At 33.0% G+C, this 24,529-nt stretch carries 27 protein-coding genes and 1 pseudogene; 14 read left to right on the top strand and 14 right to left on the bottom strand.

The annotated features are described in order from the left end of the window. Window positions 1-180 precede the first annotated feature (180 nt). A complete protein-coding gene (locus MHH85_RS06105; RefSeq protein WP_340706295.1) occupies window positions 181-714 on the top strand; it encodes a hypothetical protein in 534 nt (177 codons plus the stop codon). 291 nt (window positions 715-1,005) lie between these two features. On the opposite strand, the gene MHH85_RS06100 is transcribed toward MHH85_RS06105, so the two are convergent. Then, window positions 1,006-1,911 carry an NAD(P)/FAD-dependent oxidoreductase gene (locus tag MHH85_RS06100; RefSeq protein WP_193740175.1) on the bottom strand — a complete coding sequence of 302 codons (906 nt, stop codon included), beginning with the start codon at window positions 1,909-1,911 and terminating at the stop codon, window positions 1,006-1,008. 84 nt (window positions 1,912-1,995) lie between these two features. Then, window positions 1,996-2,397 (bottom strand): Rrf2 family transcriptional regulator, encoded by a 402-nt coding sequence (locus MHH85_RS06095; protein ID WP_193740176.1) that lies wholly within the window; start codon window positions 2,395-2,397, stop codon window positions 1,996-1,998. A 241-nt stretch (window positions 2,398-2,638) separates the two neighbouring features. Here MHH85_RS06095 and MHH85_RS06090 point away from each other — a divergent pair, with 241 nt between their 5' ends. Next, complete coding sequence (locus tag MHH85_RS06090) at window positions 2,639-2,848, top strand: DUF6366 family protein (protein WP_340706294.1); 210 nt, start codon at window positions 2,639-2,641, stop codon at window positions 2,846-2,848. Window positions 2,849-2,969: 121 nt separating this feature from the next. On the opposite strand, the gene MHH85_RS06085 is transcribed toward MHH85_RS06090, so the two are convergent. From MHH85_RS06085 to MHH85_RS06075, 3 genes are all read right to left on the bottom strand, one after another. Then, window positions 2,970-4,256 (bottom strand): histidine--tRNA ligase, encoded by a 1,287-nt coding sequence (locus tag MHH85_RS06085; protein WP_340706293.1) that lies wholly within the window; start codon window positions 4,254-4,256, stop codon window positions 2,970-2,972. Window positions 4,257-4,556: 300 nt separating this feature from the next. Further along, window positions 4,557-5,123, bottom strand: coding sequence for a GNAT family N-acetyltransferase (locus tag MHH85_RS06080; RefSeq protein WP_340706292.1), 567 nt, complete (start codon window positions 5,121-5,123; stop codon window positions 4,557-4,559). Between the two features lie 88 nt (window positions 5,124-5,211). Continuing rightward, entirely contained in the window at window positions 5,212-5,748 is a 537-nt protein-coding gene (locus MHH85_RS06075) for a peroxiredoxin family protein (RefSeq protein WP_340706291.1), read from the bottom strand. A gap of 243 nt (window positions 5,749-5,991) precedes the next feature. Here MHH85_RS06075 and MHH85_RS06070 point away from each other — a divergent pair, with 243 nt between their 5' ends. Beyond that, window positions 5,992-6,318 (top strand): four-helix bundle copper-binding protein, encoded by a 327-nt coding sequence (locus tag MHH85_RS06070; RefSeq protein WP_340706290.1) that lies wholly within the window; start codon window positions 5,992-5,994, stop codon window positions 6,316-6,318. 117 nt (window positions 6,319-6,435) lie between these two features. Here the strand turns inward: MHH85_RS06070 and MHH85_RS06065 are convergent, their stop codons facing one another. From MHH85_RS06065 to MHH85_RS06055, 3 genes are all read right to left on the bottom strand, one after another. Then, on the bottom strand, window positions 6,436-7,017 hold the full coding sequence (locus tag MHH85_RS06065) for a tetratricopeptide repeat protein (protein ID WP_340706289.1): 582 nt from the start codon (window positions 7,015-7,017) through the stop codon (window positions 6,436-6,438). Between the two features lie 20 nt (window positions 7,018-7,037). Beyond that, the gene (locus tag MHH85_RS06060; RefSeq protein WP_340706288.1) at window positions 7,038-7,568 is read right to left on the bottom strand and encodes a GrpB family protein; all 531 of its coding nucleotides are present in this window, start codon (window positions 7,566-7,568) and stop codon (window positions 7,038-7,040) included. A gap of 166 nt (window positions 7,569-7,734) precedes the next feature. Next, entirely contained in the window at window positions 7,735-8,877 is a 1,143-nt protein-coding gene (locus MHH85_RS06055) for a phosphotransferase (protein WP_340706287.1), read from the bottom strand. A 199-nt stretch (window positions 8,878-9,076) separates the two neighbouring features. Between MHH85_RS06055 and MHH85_RS06050 the strand changes: the two genes are divergently transcribed. From MHH85_RS06050 to MHH85_RS06035, 4 genes are all read left to right on the top strand, one after another. Next, window positions 9,077-9,253 carry a hypothetical protein gene (locus MHH85_RS06050; protein ID WP_168170734.1) on the top strand — a complete coding sequence of 59 codons (177 nt, stop codon included), beginning with the start codon at window positions 9,077-9,079 and terminating at the stop codon, window positions 9,251-9,253. 687 nt (window positions 9,254-9,940) lie between these two features. Beyond that, entirely contained in the window at window positions 9,941-10,096 is a 156-nt protein-coding gene (locus tag MHH85_RS06045) for a hypothetical protein (RefSeq protein ID WP_340706286.1), read from the top strand. 412 nt (window positions 10,097-10,508) lie between these two features. Continuing rightward, window positions 10,509-10,997 (top strand): RNA polymerase sigma factor, encoded by a 489-nt coding sequence (locus tag MHH85_RS06040; protein WP_340706285.1) that lies wholly within the window; start codon window positions 10,509-10,511, stop codon window positions 10,995-10,997. Between the two features lie 19 nt (window positions 10,998-11,016). Beyond that, on the top strand, window positions 11,017-11,886 hold the full coding sequence (locus MHH85_RS06035) for a DUF3298 and DUF4163 domain-containing protein (RefSeq protein ID WP_340706284.1): 870 nt from the start codon (window positions 11,017-11,019) through the stop codon (window positions 11,884-11,886). Window positions 11,887-12,034: 148 nt separating this feature from the next. On the opposite strand, the gene MHH85_RS06030 is transcribed toward MHH85_RS06035, so the two are convergent. Next, on the bottom strand, window positions 12,035-12,580 hold the full coding sequence (locus tag MHH85_RS06030) for a helix-turn-helix domain-containing protein (protein WP_340706283.1): 546 nt from the start codon (window positions 12,578-12,580) through the stop codon (window positions 12,035-12,037). 150 nt (window positions 12,581-12,730) lie between these two features. Here MHH85_RS06030 and MHH85_RS06025 point away from each other — a divergent pair, with 150 nt between their 5' ends. From MHH85_RS06025 to MHH85_RS06010, 4 genes are all read left to right on the top strand, one after another. Then, entirely contained in the window at window positions 12,731-14,092 is a 1,362-nt protein-coding gene (locus tag MHH85_RS06025) for a D-serine ammonia-lyase (protein ID WP_340706282.1), read from the top strand. Between the two features lie 381 nt (window positions 14,093-14,473). Next, window positions 14,474-15,379 (top strand): cation diffusion facilitator family transporter, encoded by a 906-nt coding sequence (locus tag MHH85_RS06020; RefSeq protein WP_340706281.1) that lies wholly within the window; start codon window positions 14,474-14,476, stop codon window positions 15,377-15,379. A 317-nt stretch (window positions 15,380-15,696) separates the two neighbouring features. Continuing rightward, the gene (locus tag MHH85_RS06015; protein ID WP_340706280.1) at window positions 15,697-16,479 is read left to right on the top strand and encodes a class I SAM-dependent methyltransferase; all 783 of its coding nucleotides are present in this window, start codon (window positions 15,697-15,699) and stop codon (window positions 16,477-16,479) included. A gap of 105 nt (window positions 16,480-16,584) precedes the next feature. Continuing rightward, window positions 16,585-17,058, top strand: coding sequence for a hypothetical protein (locus MHH85_RS06010; RefSeq protein WP_340706279.1), 474 nt, complete (start codon window positions 16,585-16,587; stop codon window positions 17,056-17,058). Window positions 17,059-17,110: 52 nt separating this feature from the next. Here MHH85_RS06010 and MHH85_RS06005 read toward each other — a convergent pair whose 3' ends face one another. Continuing rightward, window positions 17,111-17,683 carry a protein kinase family protein gene (locus MHH85_RS06005; protein WP_340706278.1) on the bottom strand — a complete coding sequence of 191 codons (573 nt, stop codon included), beginning with the start codon at window positions 17,681-17,683 and terminating at the stop codon, window positions 17,111-17,113. A 462-nt stretch (window positions 17,684-18,145) separates the two neighbouring features. Between MHH85_RS06005 and MHH85_RS06000 the strand changes: the two are divergent. Together MHH85_RS06000 and MHH85_RS05995 are read left to right on the top strand one after the other, a co-directional pair. Next, window positions 18,146-18,598 (top strand): annotated as a pseudogene (locus MHH85_RS06000) (hypothetical protein); the annotation flags it as partial. A gap of 131 nt (window positions 18,599-18,729) precedes the next feature. Beyond that, window positions 18,730-19,752 (top strand): beta-propeller fold lactonase family protein, encoded by a 1,023-nt coding sequence (locus MHH85_RS05995; protein ID WP_340706277.1) that lies wholly within the window; start codon window positions 18,730-18,732, stop codon window positions 19,750-19,752. Between the two features lie 774 nt (window positions 19,753-20,526). Here MHH85_RS05995 and MHH85_RS05990 read toward each other — a convergent pair. The 4 genes from MHH85_RS05990 to MHH85_RS05975 all read right to left on the bottom strand — a co-directional run bounded on the left by MHH85_RS05990 (window position 20,527) and on the right by MHH85_RS05975 (window position 22,997). Beyond that, window positions 20,527-21,330, bottom strand: coding sequence for a hypothetical protein (locus tag MHH85_RS05990; protein WP_340706276.1), 804 nt, complete (start codon window positions 21,328-21,330; stop codon window positions 20,527-20,529). 14 nt (window positions 21,331-21,344) lie between these two features. Further along, complete coding sequence (locus MHH85_RS05985) at window positions 21,345-21,641, bottom strand: hypothetical protein (protein ID WP_340706275.1); 297 nt, start codon at window positions 21,639-21,641, stop codon at window positions 21,345-21,347. Further along, entirely contained in the window at window positions 21,634-22,209 is a 576-nt protein-coding gene (locus tag MHH85_RS05980; RefSeq protein ID WP_340706274.1) for a hypothetical protein, read from the bottom strand. The genes MHH85_RS05985 and MHH85_RS05980 overlap by 8 nt, the downstream gene beginning before the upstream one ends. Window positions 22,210-22,352: 143 nt before the next feature. Next, window positions 22,353-22,997, bottom strand: coding sequence for a hypothetical protein (locus tag MHH85_RS05975; protein ID WP_193740198.1), 645 nt, complete (start codon window positions 22,995-22,997; stop codon window positions 22,353-22,355). Window positions 22,998-23,240: 243 nt separating this feature from the next. Here MHH85_RS05975 and MHH85_RS05970 point away from each other — a divergent pair, with 243 nt between their 5' ends. Continuing rightward, window positions 23,241-24,467, top strand: a complete 1,227-nt coding sequence (locus MHH85_RS05970; protein ID WP_340706273.1) for a hypothetical protein — start codon at window positions 23,241-23,243, stop codon at window positions 24,465-24,467. Window positions 24,468-24,529 lie beyond the last annotated feature (62 nt).

The following is a 24,529-nucleotide window of genomic DNA, read 5'->3' as shown; positions in this document are numbered from 1 at the left end:
ACCCCTCTAATTTCTTTTCCAAACTTAATTTAATTTTACTATATATGTTAATAGCGAACTATACATAAAACCCAAATCATTAACAGAAAAGGATGTTTTCTCAAAGATTGTTGCTATTGCAATAAAGGACAGTCAAAATAAATAAGGGATGACACATACTTACTTTGGAAGGTGAACGGATTGATAACCAAAGCTGAAATAATAGAACAACCATATTCGGGACAATTCAAAGAGAGGATTTATGACATTTCAAATCCGTGGAATTCTCAAGACTGGACTTGGATCAAATTTAAAGATGAGAATTATAATGAATGGTGCGGTCAATTTAGAGGGGCACAACAAGCAGTTGCATTATCTAGTAAGCATAATAAGGTTCTAGTTGCTACTTTTGATTATCTATATGAAATTGATTGTGTAAGTGGCGAAATAACTGATTATGAGTCAACAAACACATACCAAGATTTAACAGTAACACCCTTTGGAGATTTCATTATAGCCGACTATTACAATATTGAAAAAATAGGTGAAACGATTAACAATAGGCAACTTTTAGCCAGTCCGATAAAAATGAATACGATTAAATTTAATGGTTGGTCAGAAAATAAGCTATCAATTAGTTGTGAGGAATTGGGAATCGTGGACAGTAAAATAGAGTTAGAACTTGATGCAATGACACTTGAATTAAATATACTTTCTAGGATTTACAAAAAATAAAAACCAGAGTTTAATCTACAAGTACCTATTTTGTAGATTAACTCTGGTTTTCTGTTATGTTGAAACCTATTCTTTATAGAAGCTACAATCCTTACTAAATCAGCTAAAGAAAAAAATAAGCTTAACTTATTCATTCTTTGAAAGATTGAGGTTTACTTTTCTAAAAGAAATATTTATATAATTATTTTAATATCCCTACCATAAAATTTATTTTTTTTTCAGCATGTGCTCATAAACATTGTTGTAAAATACACTTCATAAACAGTCCGTATATTTTTGCAGTAAATTTAATCAAAAACGTTCCGTAGTAAGATCAATATTTACAGAGAATGCAGCTTTACTGCCATCAGCAGCAGCAAACATTAAAGAAGAGGGTCCTGACTTTTCGGTTTCACCAGCAATATACACATTTTTTTGAGATGTGCGACTTGAACCATCTGTCTCTACTACTCCATTTTCATGCACTCTACATCCTAATTGCTCTACAAATTGATTGGGTCGATAAAACGAAGGTACAACAAACCCACCGGATCTTGATATCGTTTCTCCTGATACAAACTCAATTTTTTGAAGGTAACCGTCATCGCCTATTAATTTTTTAATCGGCTCCGTTTTCACTTTAATATTGCGCTTTTGTAATATACTAGCCCCATCTTTAGATAGTTCTACTCCGTTAGTTAAGACTACTAAATCTTTCGACCAGTTATATACTAGTTTAGCCAAATGCATTATATGCGCTTCATTATCTGCCATGACAACTAATGGCTTATCTCGAAGCTCCCACCCATCACAGTATGGACAGCTAAAGATGCTTTTCCCATAATACTCGCGTACACTCTGGAAGGAAAATACTTCTTGAATCCCTGTTGCTAAAATCACTTTTTCTGCAACAAATTCCTGGCCATCTTCTGTTTTTGCTATAAATCGTTCATCACTAGAATCTTTGATAATTTCAGTAATTTTTTTTTGGAAATAAGATACCGATGGATAATTTTTTAATTCATTTAATCCTATTTCTTTAAACTCTTGTGGCTTAATGCCATCTCGAGTGATGAATCCATGTGACTCCTGTGTCACACTGTTTCTATTTGTACCGTTATCAAATATTGCTATGTTCCTTCTAGCTCTTCCTAATGTTAAACTGGCACTTAATCCTGCAGGACCTGCTCCAATAATAATACAATCAAAAATAGTCATTTTCTTCACCCTGTTCTTTTTGGTATTTTTAATTACAGATATTAATACTCTTTAATAGCTATGATTAGTGTAAAAAAACAGGGCTTAACGAGCCTCTGTCATTTGTTTAGCTATGTCTACAATTTTTTGATTTCTTAATTCATCTAGCATCTTTTCTTCTGCTGAAACAATAACTTTTTGAATCAAGCAATTTGGATCATGATGTAAACAATAGTCAAATAAGGATGTAGGACCTTCAATAGCTTGAATAATATCTAAAAAAGATATGTCTTCCCAATTAGGTTTTAATTTATATCCACCATTGGCACCAGAAACTGATTCAACCATCCCCGCCTTAGCAAGTTTAGTCAGTATTTTTGACAAATACGTAGTTGAAACATCTTGATGTGTTGCAAGTTGCTGAACACCTACATGCTTTTCAGGAGTAACATTGACTAAATATAACATGGTATGAAGAGCGTAATTCGTTGCTTTTGAATATTTCACCTTAATAATTCACTCCTAATCATAGATATCATTTGTCTACCATATCTATTTTCTGTTTTTTAGTCAAGTTAGATGTCTTTTTGCTACTAGCAATTATCCTGTCGCTTTAGAAAAACGTTACCATAACAATAAAAGAAATGATTGTATAACAAGGCTTATCGGAATATTTGTAGAATATTAATCTATAATGCGTTAAAACAAATAGCCACTGTTAAGAAATGGGCAGAAATGTGAGGGGAATATGAGTCTAAAAGAAACACCAGAAGAAAAAAGAGAACGCTTAAGACAAAGTGAATTGAAAAATAATCCCTCTGGTTCTATACACGATGCATTAAATAGAGGAAGTAGTGGGAATTTAACTGATTTAACAGGAGGTATGGGGTGGAAAGGTACAGGCATATTAATTTTAGTATTAATTATTGGTTTCATTTTATACAACCTTATATTCTAAGGACTATATTGGATTGTTCACCCTACGAAAAATAAGCATATTCGACTTAATATCGAATATGCTTATTTTTCTGATAAAAAGCAAAAATCAAGTAAAACAGAGTCTTTTGTAGCAAGTCTTCTTAGCTTGAAAATTGAAATGGCTCTACTCTCGTTTCACCAGTCTCCATATTTTTTACAGTTATTTGATTAAGCTCTATTTCATTCTCACCTACTATAATGACATTTCGAATGCCTTCACTATTCGCACGGTCTAACGCTTTGCCAATTTTCTTATTACTCATATCTAGTTCCACCTTGTATCCCTTCTTTCTCAATCGGGTTGCAACTAATAAGGATTCCATTAATGTGTTCATTGGGATGATGTAATAATCAAGTAATGAAGCCTCTAATGCATTTGAATCTTTTAATGAGATAGCTGTATAAATTACATCCAATCCAAAAGATATGCCGACAGTTGAAAAAGATTGATCCGAACCAAGTAACCCTGCAATAGCATTATCATATCTCCCACCACTACCAATGCTCGATTTAATTGTTTTGTCGACTAAAAATAGTTCATAAATTGTACCCGTATATATTTCCAAACCTCTTGCTAAAAACGGGTTGAAAATACATTGCTCCGAAATCTTCAAATATGCTAAGAATGATTCTAATGCTTTTAATTCATTTACTCCCTGCTCAATATTGTTATTCACTTTAGAAAATGGCACATAATAATTAATCGTCTTATTTTTCTCATCAGTTAAAAAACACTCGATGGAATCTACTACTGTTAATGGTAAACCTAATTCACTGAGCTCCTTCTTTACCGCTGGAACCCCCACTTTCTCTAATTTATCCAACACTAATATCACTGCACTCATTTGGTCAGTAGGAACTTCAAACATTTCTAACATTCCGGATAATAACTTTCGATTGTTATATTGTACGGCAATTTTCAAATCTAATTTGGTAAAGGCGGAAAGTGCCATCTCCATTAGTTCTGCTTCAGCAATTTGAGATTCTACTCCTACGATATCTACATCACATTGTGTAAACTCACGGAATCGTCCTGTCTTTATTGGCCCATCTCGAAAAACTTTACCAATTTCATATCGCTTAAATGGCATTCTAATTGCGGGATTCATCGCGACAACTTTTGCAAAAGGAATCGTTAAGTCGTAGCGAAGGGCTAAATCCCTCTCTCCTCGATCAGTTAATGTGTACATTTCCTCTAATATTTCTGCACCACCACCGTACTTTGAAGCCATCAGCTCCGTATAATTCAATATCGGTGTTTCAAGTGGTTTACAGCCATATTGTATAAATGTGTCCTCTAGCGTTCTTCTAATTTTCCTTCTAATCACTTCAGCTTCAGGTAAATAATCTTGTGTACCTTTAACATTTTGATAATCCATTTTTCTCATTTGAAATTCCCCCTAATTTTGTGAAAATAAAAAAACTGCACCTGATAAAAGTGATTCCCTTTATCGATGCAGTTCAATATAAATAGTCTTCCTATGCGCGATTTTATAAAATCGGATAGCAAGACTACATGTGATGATGGAATTGTGAAGTGTTACTTAAAATTTTTGTTTGCAACATATAATTCACCTCATATTTGATAATTAACTTAACACAATAGTTAGAATATTTCAATGATTTTTGTTGCGCAAATTAAAGTGAGGCTTCTATTGAATAGGAAAGTCCTTATCTGATTTTATATTTTATGATTCCTTTATATCGAAATCTTGCTTCAGCAGTGAGTACATATATAAGTCATCAAATTTACCACAAGTAAACTCATAATTTCTTAGCAATCCTTCTCTTATAAAGCCTTGCTTCTCAGCTAATTTTTGTGATGCGATATTTTCAGGTTCGATTAACGCTTCAATCCTTTGAAGTTTAAAGTTTTCAAACCCGTATCTAATTACAGCTTCAAATGCCTCGCTAGCAATACCTTGTCCCCAGTATTCTTTGCTTAATTCAGTACCGATTTCTGTACGAAAATGCTTAGGGATCCTGTTAAGAAAACCACAGCTGCCAATTACTTCATTATTTTCTTTCAAAGTAATCCCCCATCTAATTCCTGTTCCCTGTTCAAATATTGTTTGATACCAGGTGATCTCATCCATTGCATCCACAACTGTGTTAAAAGGTTCTAATCCAATATGCTTTACTACTTCATTATCAGACATATATTTTAAAACACTACTTGCATCAACTTCTGTAACTTTTCTTAATATTAATCTATCAGTTTCTAGTATTGGAAAAGTGCTGTTTTCTATTTGCATAATAAATACCTCCAATTCAAGTACATTCTACTATCTATTGTTAATAAGATTGATGACAAATCTGTTTACTTTAACAGATTTAATTACTCTAATTTATAATTTCTTCGATTTTCTTATCGTCTAAAGACATTCTAACTTTTTGAGTAATTACCCCCTCACTATTTATTATATATGTTGTTGGAAAAGAACGAACATCATATAATTTCATAACTTTCCCATCATTATCATCTACTAAAACTGGAAATGTTATTTCATTTTTCTCAACAAATTCCGCTATTTTTTCTTTACCGCCTTTTTCTACTCTAGTCATATTTACTGCAAGAACTACCGTACCAGTTTTTTCTCCATACTCTTCATAGTACTTTTGCATATACGGAATTTCTTCTTTACAAGGTGGACACCATGAAGCCCAAAAATTGAGTAGTACTTTTTGTCCTCTATAATCTGATAATTTTACTTGTTCACCGGCTAAATTTTTCAATTGAAAATCAGGTGCAACATCGTTTATTTTAAGTCCTGATTCAGCAGATTCATCTTTATCTATAAAATTCGTTTTAATCATAAAAATAATCATGAAGATAACTATAAAAGCTGAAGTAATCTTTGCCAAAGCTCTAAAATTCATTTTTTTCTCCCCCAAAACACCATTTCCCAAACTAGATTCTAGTAAAAAATATAAAACTTAACACTTTACTTATTTTACATTAAATTATTTTATTTTCCATTTATATCTTAATTAATACTATTATTATGTAAAACAGAAACTAGTGAAATTCATTTGAATATAAAAAAAGACTTGTTCTATTTGTTTATTTTCTATTCTCAAGGGTACATAAAAGATGAATATTATTTTATAAGGAGTGTTTACATGAATAGACATTATGAAGAATGTATTAAAATTTGTATGGAATGTTTGGAGGCGTGTAACACATGCTTTGATTCCTGTTTAAAAGAAGATGATGTCAAAATGATGACCGAATGTATTCGATATGATCGTGCATGTGCTGATGCTTGTATATTTGCGATTCAAGCAATGGCTTCAAACTCTCCATTTATTGAAGAGATTTGTAATCTTTGCGCTGACATTTGCGAACGCTGTGCTGAAGAATGTGCGAAACACAATCATGAACATTGTCAACAATGTGCAAGGGCTTGCCAGAAATGTGCAGAAGCTTGCCGTAACATGAGTGCTTAATAATAATTAATTTAGAAAAAGCTACTTCAAAATGATTTTTGGAGTAGCCTTAGTTTGAATTAGCATGAAAAAAGGTATAATGAATGTCTTCAAATGAACTATCAAGATTACAAAATATTAATTGTTTCTATTTTCTTTTACAAATTGTATTGCCAGTTGTGTGGAATGGATTAATGATGGATTTTCTTTACGATTTCGAATACATAACACTTCTTGAAAATGTGATAGTGCTAATTCCCACTCATCCAATTCCATTAGACACTTCCCTTTATGCTGTAGAGCAAAATCCAATAAATCACAATCATCTGTAGGTGTTAATGTTTGAATAGCTATGTCAAACAACCTTAATGCTTCTTCATATTGTCCAGCGTATTTAAATGCTTCGCCTAAACGAATCAAATTAGCTATCTTCAACTTTTTTAAACCATTTTCTTCTGCAAGTTTAAAACTTTTTTCTAATATAATAACGGCTAGCTTGCTATCTCCTGCAATACGATATAGATTACCAAGATTTCCAAATAAAAAAATCTGCTCCATTTTTGAATATTGCTCTATAGATTTGATAGCCTCTTCAAATTGATGTGACAGTTCATTTAATGCTTCAAAATTGCTACATTTTTCACGTAAGTAATGGTTTTCATCAAAGTAAATGAAATCATTAAGCTTTACTAAAGTTGATTTTAAGATAGAAATATCCATTAGATAATACCTCCTTAAATCTAATCTTCATTCATCGTAATGATTCTATCCACAAACTCCAACTTCGCATTCGCATAATCATTTTCATTGTTTGAATGTTCTTTAGACAGCTTTATTTTTAACTGTTCATATTCATTAGCCAGTTCAGTTTGCGCTGTTAGGCGATCACGGAATAGTATATGCTTATGCCACCAATCCCCTTCATACTCTAAAACATGAACAACATGCGTTTTGATAAGAGGCTCCAAACTTTCAAACTTTGCAATAACTTCCTTGCCTTCAATGTTTACTTTCGCTAAATGATAATAACCGTTCTTTTTGAGCTCCTGAAAATCAAACATTTTAAAATCTTCTATTTTTCTTAAACCAACAAGTATATCTACTAGTGGCTTAGCTTTAATTCCTGGAATGGCTGTGCTGCCAATATGCTGAATATCTATTATTAAATCCCCTAAAATTCTTTGCAAAATATCCTTCTCATTTATGAAAGATTGCACCCAGTTATCATCAGGTTCCACTAAATATACTTCACCTTTTTGTAATCCAGACATTTCCATCCCCCCTCATTCTTTAAGGCTACCGTATATTACTTCCCAAAAACAGGCTAAAATTATATGTAAATTTTTGTTATAATAGACGTAGCAAATGAGCATTGTTACTGCTTAATATTCATTCGAAACATTCGTTTCAATTCCTATACTTTCTATATTTACTATATTATTTAATAAATTCTTGCTCCCACAGATTAACCTCCCTCATTAAACTGTCCGCTTCTACACCTAAATCCATTTGGATACTTACAATTCGAGTGAGATTTTCGATTACGTTCAAATCGATTTCTGAACTTGCCGCTAACTTAATTAATTTGGGCACTTCCCAAGCACTTCGTAAAGCGACAGAAGCGCAAAATCCGTATCTCGGTAATGTTATGTCCCCATTCCATCCAGCATCCTTAAGTCCTTCAATATAGTTTTTGAATAATAATTTTTGGTAGTTGTCACCTTGATCACTTTGAATATTTCCTTGACTCATCGCAACACCATATAATTTACCTAAATCTTCTCCTAACCCCGAGATGCTTAAAAACTGCCAATCAATTAATGTCAACACCTTTTCAGCACCTTGATATGTATTAATAAACATATTTTGCCGGCTTAAATCTTGATGAGCAAGAACACGTGGTAGTTTACTTAATGTTTGGAGATGATTATTCATATTATTATTTAAACAGATATAGGAATTCCAAATATTTTCGAGATTAAGCCCAATCTGAATTTGAGGATAATAAATGGTTGGGTCACTAGCATATCTTTTACATCCATTAATCCATGACTCAAGCCAATTACGACAAATCCAGTTGTGTTCTGGAAGTGTATGGCCTGTTACATAAGCTCCATTGAAAATTCCCAATTGACGAGCCACAAATGCATAATCATTTTCAGACCAAATCTTAATACTATCTTCTATTATTTCTTCCATCCATATCCACACTGAACCATCTGTTTTTTCCTCAACGTTAAAACATTGTGAAGTATTAATCACATTAGGAAGATTAACCAATATATCTGACTGGTTGACCAATGCTTCACGCCTCCAATAGTTGTGATACCATGGATCATTCATTTCTACTTGTCCAGGCTTTATGATTTTTACCACAACAGCCCATGGTACTTCCTTTCCCATGATAGCTGCAATCCCATGAATACGGTAAACACCTTCTGTCGTAAAATTAAGGGATTTACAAACGATCGGATCAAATTCCCAGCTTTTCACACAATTAACTCGTTCGTTTAATATCATTGAAACACATTGATGTAATATCCCCATGTCTATACGTTTACTTAATAATAATTGGTTCATATTAGTCACCTCGTTAGTTAAAGCAATATTAACTATGCTCATATTATTGATACTATCATTTATTTCCAGATAAAAGTGACAAAAATTAGGGGGATTTAATTAGTATTCAATCTACCTGTTAAGTTTTATATGAAGAAATTTTAATTAAGAATAAAACATTCTATTACTGTGCACCTTACACTCTAGGAGGTGAAGATCCATGTCTAAGAACAACAACAAAACAAAAAATGAAAGAAATCATAACAAGACTATCGACAACAGTAATAGTAGCTATAACAGTAATAACAATGATCCGAACAACAACGAAGAATTTGCTGCTGAATTTGATGCTAAATCAAATAACAAAAGTAAAAAATCAAATAAAAGTAAAAAATAACTATACCTGAAAGATTGAACTGTTCCTCGAATAGGGTCACTTTTTAAGTGTCTACTATTCGGGGTTCAGTTCAAAATTAATTAGTATTACTTCTTTAATTTAAATTATCAGTTAAATTTTCATTAATTTATTTTTGAGGAACACTTCCTGTAATCTGAAATTATTAAATCAATTTCTTATTTAGTAATTCAAACGTTTTCTAAATAACATCTTTACCGTAAATGGGTTGTTTGAGATGTAGTTTATTTTTATTTTTCAATTACTTTAGGATAACCGCCATCTATTATTATATCCCCTCCTTCTTCATCTTCATCTTCCATTCTTAAACTAGTTTCAAAGGAAATACCTCTTCTATTAGAACTTATTATGGTGAATTGATTCTATAAGAAAAGGCATTCTTTTTTTAGGCTGTTTTCTCAAAGGTTGTTGCTGTTTAAACTAAAAGGTAGATTAAATTTTGTCTTTTTGTTTTGATATTTCGTGAATCGAAAATTCTACTATAGCTCCCCGTTAGCACAAGAAGCGATTGCTCTAATTGGGCAATCGCTCGCCGTTAGTTAAAGTATGATTCTTCACAAATTCTTGGTTATCCGTAATATGTAGTGGATTGCTTTTTTATTAGTTTAATTTTGCCCAATGTATCCGTCGCTTTGATGAATAAAATATTGAGGAAAGGAGGTTTTTTTTATGAAAAGATGCAGAAGCGGTGGTTCATCTTGGAAAAATAGATGTAATAGATTTGGACCTTTTGTTGCTATCCCCATTGCGTGTGTTATACAAAACGGCGGTGGCGGGAATAATGGCGGCGGGAATAACGGCGGCGGAAGCGGTGGGAATAATTAGGTTCAAATTATGTTTAATGGATTTATAACCACATCAACCATCGAGAGTATGTAAATATGCCCCCTTTCTGTAGAAGGGGGTTACTTTTTTGAAGTCATCACTCCTTACTGAATATTATCTTTTAGATATTCATTCAATATCGAGTTGAAATTTAATATTCCACTTTGATATACCTGTTTATAATAACCTTCCCCTTCTTCAACTAACCGTTAGTTAATTAACAATAAACCACTTAAAAAGCATCTAAACAATCTATACGAAAATAGCCCTTTTCTAATTACACAAGATATGTCTCCCTTAATTGTTTGTTACTTCACAAATCAAAAAAGGTTTAAATTACATAAAACTTTTTGCTATAGACCCACGTCTTAGCACCGTATACAAATTTGATGCGTATCAAGGGAGTAATATTATGTTCAAAAAAAGGAAATTAGAGAAAGCTTATATTTCGTTTGTAACTGAAAATCATACAAACCTATATCGCTTTTCTTATAGTTATATGAAAAATCAACAAGATGCTTTAGATGTTGTCCAGGAATCTATTCGAAAAGGACTAAGTTCACTTCATACGCTAGAAGATGAGTCAGTTATGAAAAGTTGGATGTATCGAATAGTAATCAATACTTCAATTGATAGCATTAGAAAGCAAAAAAAAGTAATTATGATGGAAGCAGAAGACATTGAATTCCATTTGCCTAATACTACGGATAAATATACCAATATAGATTTGAAAAAAGCCATTGAATCGCTACCACATTCTTATCGCGCCATTATTATGCTTCGCTTTTTTGAAGATATGAAGATTGAAGAAATAGCCAATGTATTAGAAGAAAATGTTAATACTATTAAAACAAGATTATATAAAGCATTGAAGCTATTGAAAATAGAATTAGAAGAGTGAATCCAGGAGGTTCAAAAGAATGAAGAGAATGAAACAACTAATAAAAGAATATCAAGAGATTGAAATACCGGAACACATACAAACAGTCGTTAAAGATGCATTACATCAAAAGAAGAAAAGCAAACTAAAAAAAATGTATATAGGAGTTGCTGTAGCAGCATCTTTGTTTATTACAAGTGTCAATACAAGTTCAACTATTGCGTATGCTTTTACTGATATTCCGATTTTAGACAAAGTTGTGGACATAATTACGTTTAGAGAGTTTAAAGTTGATGAAGATACTTACAAAGCAGACTATAAAGTTCCAGAAGTAACTAACTTAGACAACAAAGAATTAGAAAACAGTCTAAACGAAAAATATTTAAAAGAGAGTGAACAATTATATCGATCATTTTTAGCTGATATGAAAGAACTGAAGAAAAATGGAGGCGGACATTTAGGTGAAAATAGTGGTTATGAAATTAAAACAGACACTAAACAACTTCTTTCAATCGCTAGGTATTATGTGAATACTGTTGGTTCTTCTTCAACGACAATGAAATTTGATACGATTGACAAAGAGAAGGAAATCTTCATAACGCTACCAAGCTTATTTAAGAACGAAAATTATATAGAAGTTATTAGTAAAAATATACAAGAGCAAATGAGAACACAAATGAAAGAGGATCCTGAATTGACTTATTGGGTAAGTGGAACTGGTGAAAAGTTAGTATTTGATCCCTTTGAAAAGATAGTTAAAGATCAAAATTTCTATATAAATAACAAAGGCAAATTAGTAATTTCATTTGATAAATATGAAGTTTCTCCTGGTTATATGGGTTTAGTTGAGTTTATAATTCCAACTGAAGTCATCCAAAATGAATTAGTGAGTAATGAATATATAAAATAGCAATTCTATATTATTTGATTGCTCTCGATAACATAAAATTTTACAACAAACTAATAATGTTGTATACACACATAGCACCATTCAGAACTGGAACGGTGTTATGTGTGTTTTTCTTTACAATTAAAAGAACAGATTACATTTATCTAGATTAAAACGCAGGAGGTGTAACTGAAAATAATACAACTGCATTTTCAACAAAATTATTTTCCCACTTATGTTTCAAATTCGCTGGTATCTTTACACTATCACCAACTTCTAATACATATTCATCTTCATCCAAATATAACTTAATCTTCCCTTCCAAAATATATGCCACTTCCTCTCCTCTATGTTCTAAAGGATTTTCTGATGAGGAAGTATTCGAAGGTACTTTCATAATCGCTGTTGCCAAATTACCTGTAAAATCAGGTGACAATAACTCATAGGTTAAATTATCAATAATTATTTGCTTACGTTTGTTGGACCTAACGATTAAATCCTCCGTAACTATTTCTTCAAGTAAAAAACTAAAAGTTGGAACATTTAGAGTTTTAGCTAAAACTTTTAGGGTTTGAATTGAAGGATTCGCTAAACCTCGTTCAATCTGGCTTAACATTGAAGGTGTAATTTCAGCTAATTTTGCTAATTCTCTACTACTTAATCCTTTAGCTTTTCTAAATTTCTCTACTTTCTTACCAATATCTATATTCTCCATAATCAATACTCCTTAAATTATATTAAATTTAATTTAAATTAAGTAAATTTAAATTAACATGACAGTAAGTGTGTGTTAAACTGTATTTAAATTTATTTAATTATAATTTATATAATGACTTGCTACAAGAAAATTAGGAGGATCCGACAAATGAAAGAATTTGAAAGCAAAGAAAAACAAACATTGAAAGAACAATATCCTTTACTAAATAAGCTCATTTCTTTGGAAGAAGTATTTTGGATGAATCCAAATATCGAAAAATTTCAAACGGGAATAAAAAAATCCCCTCTTTCTAAAGAAGATGTAAGAGATGCAGAAGAAAGATTAAAACGTTTCGCTCCATACATTGCTAAGGTTTTCCCTGAAACTAAAGAATCGAATGGTATTATAGAATCTCCTTTAGTCAAAATTCCTGACATGAAACGCTCTTTAGAACAAGGATATCAACAACCTATATTAGGTGAATTATTACTAAAATGTGATAATCAGCTTCCCATCTCAGGATCTATTAAAGCACGAGGTGGTATTTATGAAATACTCAAACATGCAGAAGGCTTAGCATTTCAGCATAAAATGTTAACACTTCAAGATGATTATTCGATTTTAGATAGTGACAAATTCCGAAATTTCTTTTCACAATATTCAATCGCTGTAGGCTCGACTGGAAATTTAGGACTAAGTATTGGCATCATCAGTGCAAAATTAGGGTTTAATGTTACTGTTCATATGTCAGCTGATGCAAAACAGTGGAAAAAAGACTTGCTTAGAAGTAAAAATGTCACAGTTATTGAATATGAAGCTGATTATAGTAAGGCAGTAGAGGAAGGTCGAATCCAAGCAGATAGTGACCCAACATGTTATTTTGTGGATGATGAAAATTCTCACGATCTATTTTTAGGATATGCAGTGGCTGCAAGTCGATTGCAAAAACAAATAGAAGAGCTAGAGATAACAATTGACGAAAATCATCCTTTATTTGTTTACCTTCCATGTGGAGTAGGTGGCGGTCCTGGAGGCGTAGCTTTTGGTTTAAAATTATTGTATCAAGATCATGTTCACTGTTTCTTTGCAGAACCTACCCACTCACCATGTATGTTAGTTGGTTTAATGACTGGACTTCATGATCAAGTTTCTGTACAAGATTTTGGAATAGACAATGTTACAGATGCAGATGGACTTGCTGTAGGAAAGCCATCTGGGTTTGTCGGTAAAACTATTGAGCCTTTTTTAAGTGGTAATTATACGGTTAGCGATGAACAGTTGTATTTGATGCTAAAAGAACTAGTCGATACTGAAGGGATTCATTTAGAACCTTCAGCATTAGCAGGCATGATAGGACCAAGTAAATTATGTAAAGAAGGCACCGATTATTTACTGAAGCATAATTTAAAAGAAAAGATGAGTAATGGTACACATATTATTTGGGGAACTGGTGGAAGTATGGTTCCTGAAGAAATGATGACTCAGTACTATCAAACAGGGTTAAAATTATCGTTAGCGAAAAAGAAGTAATTTAATCCTTGTGTTATTTTTAGATTTTCTTTTCTTATTAAGAAAAGCACTCTTTAGTTTATGGTCTAACTCCCCTGCTGGATCTTCTGAAAATCAGCACTACCTTAAACCGGTTAGATAGTCTGCTAGTGGCTTTGCTTAATTTCTGCAATTTCTGGGCTAGCAATATGCATGAACAGAAAAAGAAATAAAAACAATTCATATTGCTCCTCCAAAAATTCCATGGTAAAATTATAAGATGTCTAAAAATAGTGAGTGATAATTATGATACAAACTACAAATTCACAAAACTATATATTTCATAAAACAAAAACCCTCGACTAAAACCAGTCGAGGGTTTTTGTTGCTCTTGGGAAAGAATTTTATAGGAGGTGCAAACTTATGAATCAAGGCACAAATTCAAATGGTTCATTACTTGCCGGGTGGATTAGTTTAATAAGTAACATCATTTTAACAATCCTTAAAATTGTTGTAGGTACTCTCTTCAATAGCCCGGTTCTTCTTGCAGATGGTTATCATAACGCTGGTGATGTTATTGCAAGTGGTGCTGCTTTAACTTCAATGCGTATTTCAAAACGTCCAGCAGATGAAGACCATCCTTATGGCCACGGTAAAGCTGAAGTGATCAGCTCTGCCATTGTCGGTATCATTTTATTACTAGCAGCAATTTATATTGCCTTTGAATCTTTTTCAGCATTTTTTCATGAACCTGAAAAAGCAAGTGTAATAGCTTTTATTACTGCAATTATTTCACTCGTATGGAAGCAAGTTTTATACGTTTATACGATTAGAATTGGCAAAAGAATGAATAGTAAAGGTTTAATTGCAACAGCCTATGATCATCTGGCAGACGTGTATGCTTCATTAGCAGCCGTATTGGGAATTGGTCTTGCACTTGTTGGAGAGATTTATCATATTCAACTACTTACTTACGGAGATCCAATTGCGGGTATCATTGTAACCATCTTAGTTTTCAAACTTGCATATGGAATGATAATAGAAGCAATAGACACACTCATGGAAAAAAGTGTTAGTAAAGAAAGATTGGAAAACTTTACGACTTTAATACTTACTATTCCAGAAGTAAAACGCATTGACCGACTACGCGCAAGAGAACACGGTCATTATGTATTGATAGACCTTCGAGTGGGTGTAGCTGGTGAATTAACAATTCAAGAAGGTCATGATATTATTCGTAAAATCAAGAAAACGATAATGGAAAATCAACCTGATGTCGATGAAGTTCTTATTCACCTAAATCCCTGGTACGAAATTGATAAAGCTTAAAGATTTCTACTTTCTTATTTGAATAATCAATTCACATTTATTTTGCCCTACGAAATATTTTTCGAAAAGCGATGTTAAATGATAGACTTTTCTGTTAATTGAGTATATAGTTAAGGAGAAATCTTCCTTTTATAGCCCTTATTTTTAGTTTCGCTCACTCCTATTGAGTGGGCGTTTTTTTTATGGGGTTTATTAATTAATACTTGAAACTTACATATAAGAAATATTGATCGATTATTATAATATAAATAACATTTACTTACATCTACTTTAGATTGATAATTATCTTAACGTTAATAAGATTTGGAGGTCATTTTATGACGATTGATTTTCATAGTCAGGATAACCGTTCTACTTATGCCAAACGACAAGCAGATGATACTTGGGTGAATATGATCCAGTCAATTTGTGAGGTTGAAGGTAAAAACGTTTTAGATATTGGATGTGGTGGAGGTATTTACACAAAAGCATTTGCAGAAATGGGTGCTTCTAATGTTACAGGATTAGATTTTTCTGAGCAAATTTTGTCTTCCGCCAAAGAGAACTGTAAAAGTTATGCAAACATCAATTTCCAGTTAGGTAATGCCTTAAATACTCAACTAAAAAAAGAACAATATGACATTATTTTAGAAAGAGCAATCATCCATCATATTAATGATTTGGAGAGTTGTTTTAAAGAAGCTTTTCAATTGTTAAAACCAGGTGGTATTTTCATCGTTCAGGATAGAACACCTGAAGATTGCATCCTTGAAGGAAGTTCTACCCATATTAGAGGTTATTTTTTCTCTAAATATCCATACTTAGTGAGCAAAGAAACTGAAAGAAGACATTCAAGTGAAAAAGTCATTCAAACATTACTAGCAGAAGGATTCAAAGATACGCAAAATTTTTCGTTTTGGGAAACGAGAAAAACATATAAAGTATTTGCTGATTTAGAAACAGACTTATTAAATAGAACAGGTCGATCCATTCTACATGACTTAAGTAACAAGCAACTTGAAGAACTCGTATTGTATATTAAAGAACAGTTGGCTTCAAATGATAATAAGATCATTATCGAAAAAGATAGATGGACTATTTGGAAAGCTATAAAAGATTAATAAGTGACAGCCACTTAGGTTATTAAAAACTTTTTTGGGTATAATATTTTTGAATTCAAAGTACTCACTTAAAAAGTCATACTCACACAAGGAGTTGGTATTGAAATGAAAGTTGTCAAAACACTCGTTACTGGACTATTAGCAAGTGGTATTGTTCTAACAGGCGTTTCAGCACCTAATGGCGAAAACGATATAGTACACGCGGAGACATCAATTATTCCGCTATCACCTAAGCCACCTATAACGACCTATGATTATTACACTGCAGAAGGTCAAGCCAAAGTGTACAAAATCGTCACAGTGAAAACGAAAATAGATGGAAAAGTTAATACTATAACGAAACTTGTTCCGTTTAAAGTTGATGAATTTGGCTCAGCTTTTAAAGTTTCCCAAACACCTGGCTTACCATCAACAGTGCAAGCTTATATTGGGAAGAGAATAGATTACAAAAAAATAGTTGCCTACAAAGATTTAAACGATGCTGAAATAGGAACAACTTATTATCTTAAAACAAAGCAAGATGGGGTTTACGAAACCACAAAGGATAAATGGAATAGTTGGTTTTCGTCAGTAAAATAGATATGTGAAAGGGCTATCAGTTATTGAATAGCCCTTTATTCTTTGTTATCAATTATTTGAAAATATTCTTTTTATAGATCATAGCAATACCATTTAACATGAATTCTGGAATCTTCTTTGGAAAATAGCGTTTTTCATAATAACTGTAAAACGCCTTTTTTAAGTCGAGCCATTGACTGCAGTCTTTCGTTTGTCTAAATCTAGCCACATCTATAATCTTCACTTGTTGATTTGATGTAATTAAAATGTTTCTTAAATGAACGTCAGATGGATTTAAACCTTCTTGTTTTGCTAAGTGCAAAGCGATATCAATATCTTGGACGACCTCTTGAGAAATTGGAATACCATTTGTTAGACAGTCAAAAAGCGTAGTTCCATCTATATAATCAATAACGATATAATTTGACCCTGCATCATAAAGAGTTGGATAATAAGTGATTTCCTGAATTACTTTATAGATTTCTGCTTCTTCCTCAGCAATATACATATAATCTGGAAAAAATACTTTCAAAGCTTTATCCGTTTGTTTAATTCTAAAAACATAGGCACTTCTCCCCTGACCAATTAATGTTAATGATTGGTCATAGTCCAGTAGCGTATGTTGATTGTCAGATCCAATCTTCACACTTGCGGCAAGCTCGTGGAATGTAAGAATAATAGCAACTCCAATCTGTAGTATTCATTTTTAAAAAAAGAAAAGGCGTTATAACCGATTTGTCGGTTATAACGCCTTTTCATAAAAAAGACCTTACCAAAAAATCGGTAAGGTCTCGCAAACAACTATCAAAAGTTGCCAATAAAACCGAGGATATTCATCCTGTATTGACGATTTTATTGTATAGCTACTCCCCTTAAACGGAGGATTATTATATTTAATTTTCTTATTATTTTCATTATAGATGTTCATTAGTCAAACGTCAATTATTGCACTTTATATGACTTTGCATTGAAAATATCCCTAAAATTTATTTTAAAAAAACATACAAAACATCCATTTTGCCTATACAAAAAATTTTGATCTGGGCAGTAGGCAACATATTCATACCCTTTCATATTCTATAATCAGAACTATTAGAGGGGGAAAAGTATGGGAATAGAATTTACAGCTCTCCATTGGATTTATGTTGTTTTCATTGTATTGATTATTGGGTTTATGGTGAAGCGTCGCGATACTACCCTCATTTGTATTATTGGCATTTTCATGCTAGCAATTTTTGCAACTGGGAGTTTAACTGCCTCCATAAGTGGTGTTTTTAATAGTTTTATCTATGCAATTACCGAATTAATGTCGACCATATTAATCATTTCTATTATTGTCGCTATGAGCTCTGTGTTATCAAAGTCCGGCATTAATGATGTCATGATTGCACCTTTTACCAAGTTCTTCAAAAACCCGACTCTTGCCTTCTGGATTATTGGTATTTTAATGATGATCATTTCATGGTTCTTCTGGCCATCTCCAGCGGTTGCATTACTTGGTGCAGTTCTACTTCCAGCCGCATTACGAGCTGGGTTGCCCGCTCTCGGTGTACCGAACGCAAACAAAGGAATCTTTTTAAACAGGTATTCATTACCACGACACTTTTCAGAAGTATTTGGTGTAGGTAAACGTACAAGAAACCTAATTCTGTTTGCATATAGTATAAATACATGAGAGTAAGGGGGTGCAATGTGGAAAATTTTAAAAAGTTCAAGTTTAAATCAAATCCAAGTTGTCGTTGTCATTGTTGTGGCTTTTGTTGTCCTTGTCGTTGTAACCCACCATTTATACCTGTACCACCAAATTGTAACTTTCTCGTATATGTTACAGACGCTGGTCAGCTAGCTACTCCTGATAATAGAGTATCAGTGATCGATACAGGGACAAATACTATAGTCGCTACTATTCCAGTAGGAACTGGTCCACTAGAAGTAGCAATTTCACCAAATGGAACACTTGGTTATGTTCCAGCTTTCTTATCGAATAATGTAACGGTTTTTAATACTGCAACAAACACGCCAATCGCTACCATTCCGGTAGGAGTTAATCCTCTTGGTGTAGCAATTTCACCAAATGGAACACTTGCTTATGTAGCAAATCATGGAGATAACACTGTATCTGTCATAAATACAGCAACAAATACCGTAACCGCTACTATTCCAGTAGGGCTCCAACCTCAAGGCATAGCTTTTACTCCGAATGGTGCCTTTGCTTACGTAGCAAATGAAAACTCAAATAATGTATCCGTCATAAATACAGCAACAAATACGGTGGTTACAACAATCCCTGTGGGAATTCGCCCTAGATCAATTGTTTTCACACCGAACGGACAATTTGCTTACGTTACAAATGAAAATAGTAACACAGTATCTGTAATTAATGCTGTAACAAATACCGTAGTTGCTACAATCCCTGTGGGAACAGGACCTGTGGGAACAGCAATTACACCTGATGGAACACTTGTTTATATTGTAGATAAAGGTAGTAATGCTGTATCCGTCTTAAGTACCGTAACAAATACGGTGATTGCTACAATCCCTGTAGGCGCATCTCCTGACCAAGTAACCATCTTGCCGGATGGAACACTTGCTTATGTCACAAATCAGGCTGACCAAACTGTGTCTGTCATCGATATAGTAACAAATACCGTAATCGATACAATTCCAGGGTTTAATGGTCCTACTGGTATAAAAACCGGAACAATCTGCCAATAGAAGATAAACTTTTTATACAAACGAGTTAACTTCATAATTCAAAGCCCTTATGGCTCAAGGGTTTCAGACAAATAAAAAACAGACACCTCCCCAGATTCGGTATAATGGTAGCGTCCAAACAACCAAAACCGAACGGAGTGAATGCCCCATGGTTAATGTTAAACAAACAAAGAATTTAAAGAAAAGATCTTCTTTTTCTTTAAACTGTATCTTATAAGATAGACACTTTGAAAAAAGTCTATCCTATAGGGTACTTTTGTTTATACTGAAAAAAAGAAGTTGGGGTAGAGTGAAATTTTCCAAAAGATATTTTACGAAAAATGAACAAAAACAGCTCAAATGTAATCCGAATGTAAAAGCAGTTAGTGAGAAAGCGATCACTTATACAGACGAATTTAGGAGTCAGAGTGCAAATCTACCCATACTTTCTACTAATTCAGATCTATAACAGCGCCGAAAGTTATCATTAGCTTGTAGTGTTGATAGTAAACCCGCTGTTTTTCATTAGGTAAATCTGTTCCAGCATATCGAGCCTGTAAATTTGTAGCAGTCCCTTTATGTGTAACATATTAAACAGGTATAGGTGAAATATCCCCTTACTTGTCCTTAATGTTACATATCAGCCGAAATCTCCTATGTTTATTTCGCATTAACTGCCCGTAAAAACCCGATTGATGAAAAACGAAACAACAAGTAGAATCCTATAAACATAAAAATAGTTGTTTCAAAAATGTGTCTTGTCTTACTTTTGAAAGAGCCTTCTTCAATATACTTTTATACAGTTTTATCAGTAGTTATTTCTATAGTAAGCTCGTTCAATTTGTGGTCTAAGTCATCAAGCAAGCGTAATTTATGATTCAACTGCTTTTCAAAATCCCTTGATTGAGCCAATACCTTATTTACTTGAGAATCTAGGTGTGTAAGGACCTCAGGATTAATCATCGTTTTTCCACTTAGAGAAAAGCTATGTTTTTTTACATCCGCTAATTCTTTCGATAATTTTTCTATCTCAGTGTTTTTCTCCTCTATTTCTATGACTAAATGCTCATTAAGATTATCTGAATTAGTTTGTTCTACACGAGTTCTTTCAACGGCTTCAATTATAGTCTGCATTTGTTGGCTTATATCCCTTGTAAAAACATTCAACTTTTTCTCAAGGCCATCCACTAAAGTCATATAATTATCATCTGAATTCACAGAAAGAATTTCATCTTTAGTGGATTTTAACGTTTCCTTTATTACCTTATTTTCTGCACGCAGTTCTTCTACTACTTTTAATAAACCCTCTATCGAAGAAAGTTGTTTTTTCTGCTGGATTTCTCTTGCTTGTATATCATCAAAGTAAGTTTTTATTTTTTTTTCATGGTCTCTCTTCTGCTTTAAAAGCTCTATCGAAAGCTCCTTTTTCTGTTTTGTTAATTGAACATTTTCTCGCTCTACTCTCAGTACTAGTGAATAATAATCACTATCTCTGAGCCTTTTAACTTCATTTTTATATTTCGCTAATTCAGCTCTTAATAAAATGATCATTTGCTGAAGCTGAACAGGATCATTGCTTTTAACAATATCATTATCCACACTTGCACCTCCTATCACGACAATTTTTCAAATAAACTAATCACTTCTTCAAATTGCTCCTTACTTTCCTCTAACATCTCATCAAGCTGCTTAACAAGCTTAATTTCTAATTCTTCATCGACCATTTCTTCAGCCTTTATCTTTTCTCCTGATATTAAATAATTAATAAGTAGATTCAATGTGCCTTTTTCGAGATAAGCAAAGCTATTATTTTCTTCATTACTATGGCTAGGTAAACTCGTAAGCTGTTCCTTCATAAGTTGATGGATAACACTATCTTTTTTTTGATTCATATTTTCATACTCACTCATTTTCATCCCCCTGTGTATAACTAATTCCATTGAGATTAATAGGATTTAAGACGACGACACCATCTTCTAGCTGATCACAATATGTAAAACCTATGATACTTCCTGAATAAGATAAATTATGACCCCATTTGATCTGAAAATTAGGAAATGATAGTGTTTCGTTTGGCTCTAACGTTGTTTTTCCTATAGGTCTAAGCCAGAACTCCACCTTGCTCGATTGATCATTGATTCGCTCCCAGCTACTGTTTCCTTTTAATTTCGGTGCAAAATGTTCATAGACATACTTTCCAGAGAAAGAGAATGGAGAGTCTTCAGGCAGTTTTATACATAGATACGGATTTGTAATAGGCTGATTACCTACATTGAGAATATGATAAGAGCCCAAGCATAAGTTCTCTTCATCCGGATTATTAGAAATATTGAACGAGGATGTGAAATAACTAATGACGTTGACACTATCCGGGATAATGAGTTTACCAACCATTTGTTTAATTTCATGAACATAAAAATCCGTTTGTTTTTTTAGTTCATTTATCTTTTCTTCCATATGAACAATACGAGCTGTCATAATTAGTCCTCCTTACCAATAGTATTAAATCAACTAAAGAATTCACATTTTTCAGGAGATGGCTATATTTGAATTCTTTCATAAAAAAAAAGAGAGGATTACCCTCTCCTTACGATATGATTTTCTCCGCGGTGTTAGTACCACTAGCCAAGAGTTGGGAAAATAGCGGGACACTGCTGAGGACGAACTACACCCGGACATGTGAATGGTAATTCAGCTCTTGGTTCACAGAATGTTGCTAAGAATTCCACAGTAACTGGGAATGTAGATTGAATACTTTGGCAAACTGATACAGTAATTGTTAGCGCAGAAAACGTAATTGTGCCGTCTCCAGCTGTTAATGTTCCTGTTGTACAAACGAAACAATCTAAATCTGTGAATAAAATTTCTACATCTGTCCCTTTCGGCGCACATAATGTTACTTGTTCACAACGCGAAACTGGAATATTATTGCTTGTGTACATAGTCCCATTCGGTAAAGTAACAACTATCGTAAGAATAAAATTCTTTTGAATAGTTAAATTTTGAAGACATACCGTTGAACCATCAATTGAGAATTGGCGATTCTCACGGTTCAAAATTACAATAGGATTAGATGTTGCTGGAACTACTTTACATGTAACTACTGCACCCGTTAAGTCAGTATTTGCGTATACTCCTGAAAAAGTAATTGGTCCAGTAGGGGAAATATCAAACGACATTTCTTTTACAATCCAATCAAATACCTTATCAACGTTAATACAAATTAATTCCGGCTCCTGCGCCTGGGATGGCATATTCTCTTGCATCCTTTTGACACCTCCATAAAATTTTGCTTTCGTTGTATCATATGTTTTATACCTATAAGTGCATGGGCTAATAAAAAATTCGTTCTGATTTTTATTAAAATGCTTAAGTATCAGTATGTATCGTTTTTACATACATCTCCTCTTCTTATAGAGAAACTAAAATATTTGAAAGGACCGGGATATTTGTAACAGAAAGTAAATATTTTTAATAAAATATTAATGGACTGAAAGGAGTGAAATATAATGGAAGATTCAAAATTGTACTCCACTCAAGACATTGAAAAATGGAAGAATACAATAGATGCCTACAAGGCAACGTTAACTTCACTAAAAATGGGGACTTCAAATGATGATTATCTATTTATAAAAAAGGATTTTAACGGAATTAAAACGCAAATGGCACTTATAGAAGGGCTAACTGAAACAATAGAAGAAAAGCAGAATTCACAAATCAGAGGCCATGAGGAGCAGATAAAACTTCTCTCGACACAAATTGAGTCTCTGAATCAAATGAATGAGAAAATGAATCAAGAAATACTAAGGGCTCTAAACAAATTACTCACGATCGAAAATACTGAAACTCCAATCACTACACCTAAAACTGAAAACACATCTAAATTTATTTCTAACGGTGCACAAAGAGATCTGATAATTACACAGACAACAAACCAATCGGTGATTACATCCAAACAGCCATCTTATAAAATGTTACAAAGTCTAGCAGGTAAAGCAACAAATAGGCAATTAGATGCAAACAATGGTATACCTTCCGCTCACAATGAAAATCAAAGAAATGTACCCGAAGAACGCCATTTTAATCAACATTACTTTCAATCAACAAATACTCATCCAAGCCAAATATATAATGGTTTATATAGAAATACCACCACCGAATCCACCTTTCATTTTAAAAACGCTACGAACGCACAGGAAGCTCCAATCAGAGTTTATGAATCTAATACTTTACCGCATGCTGAAATCCATAATTCCATTGATAATGAACTTAAGCCGGAAGATTTAGTTAATTACGGAGAACCCGAAAAAATTAATAACACTGTTAACACTATAGATAAAACGAGCTCTGTAATAACAAAAGAGGCTGTCTTTCCTGAAGATTCTGAAGTAGTTAATGAGGCTACCATTCTTGTAGATTCTAAAGTTGTTAATGAGCCTGCCATTCCTGTAGATTCTGAAGTGGTTAATGAGCTTGCCATTCCTGTAGATTCTGAAGTGGTTAATGAGCTTGCCATTCCTGTAGATTCTGAAGTGGTTGATGAGCAAGACAACACAAATACATCCCCTACTTTAAAAAGTGACGAATTTGAAGTTACACCAAAGAATAAATTTGAAAACCATATACAAATTGAAGAGTTAAACAAGCAACCTGAGATAAAAGAAGAATCAACTGAAGAAGGACAAAAAAAAGAAAAGAACTCTTTGTTTTTCAATTTCTTTCGAAAATGGAGTTAGTTTAAAATGTTGGACCATTTAGGAAAATGCCCTTTCCCCTTTATCTTAACTGAATAGTATAA

Origin of the sequence: Viridibacillus sp. FSL E2-0187 (assembly GCF_038006425.1) — a bacterium.
Classification (GTDB): domain Bacteria; phylum Bacillota; class Bacilli; order Bacillales_A; family Planococcaceae; genus Viridibacillus; species Viridibacillus arvi.
This window is presented reverse-complemented; position numbering and strand designations above follow the sequence as displayed.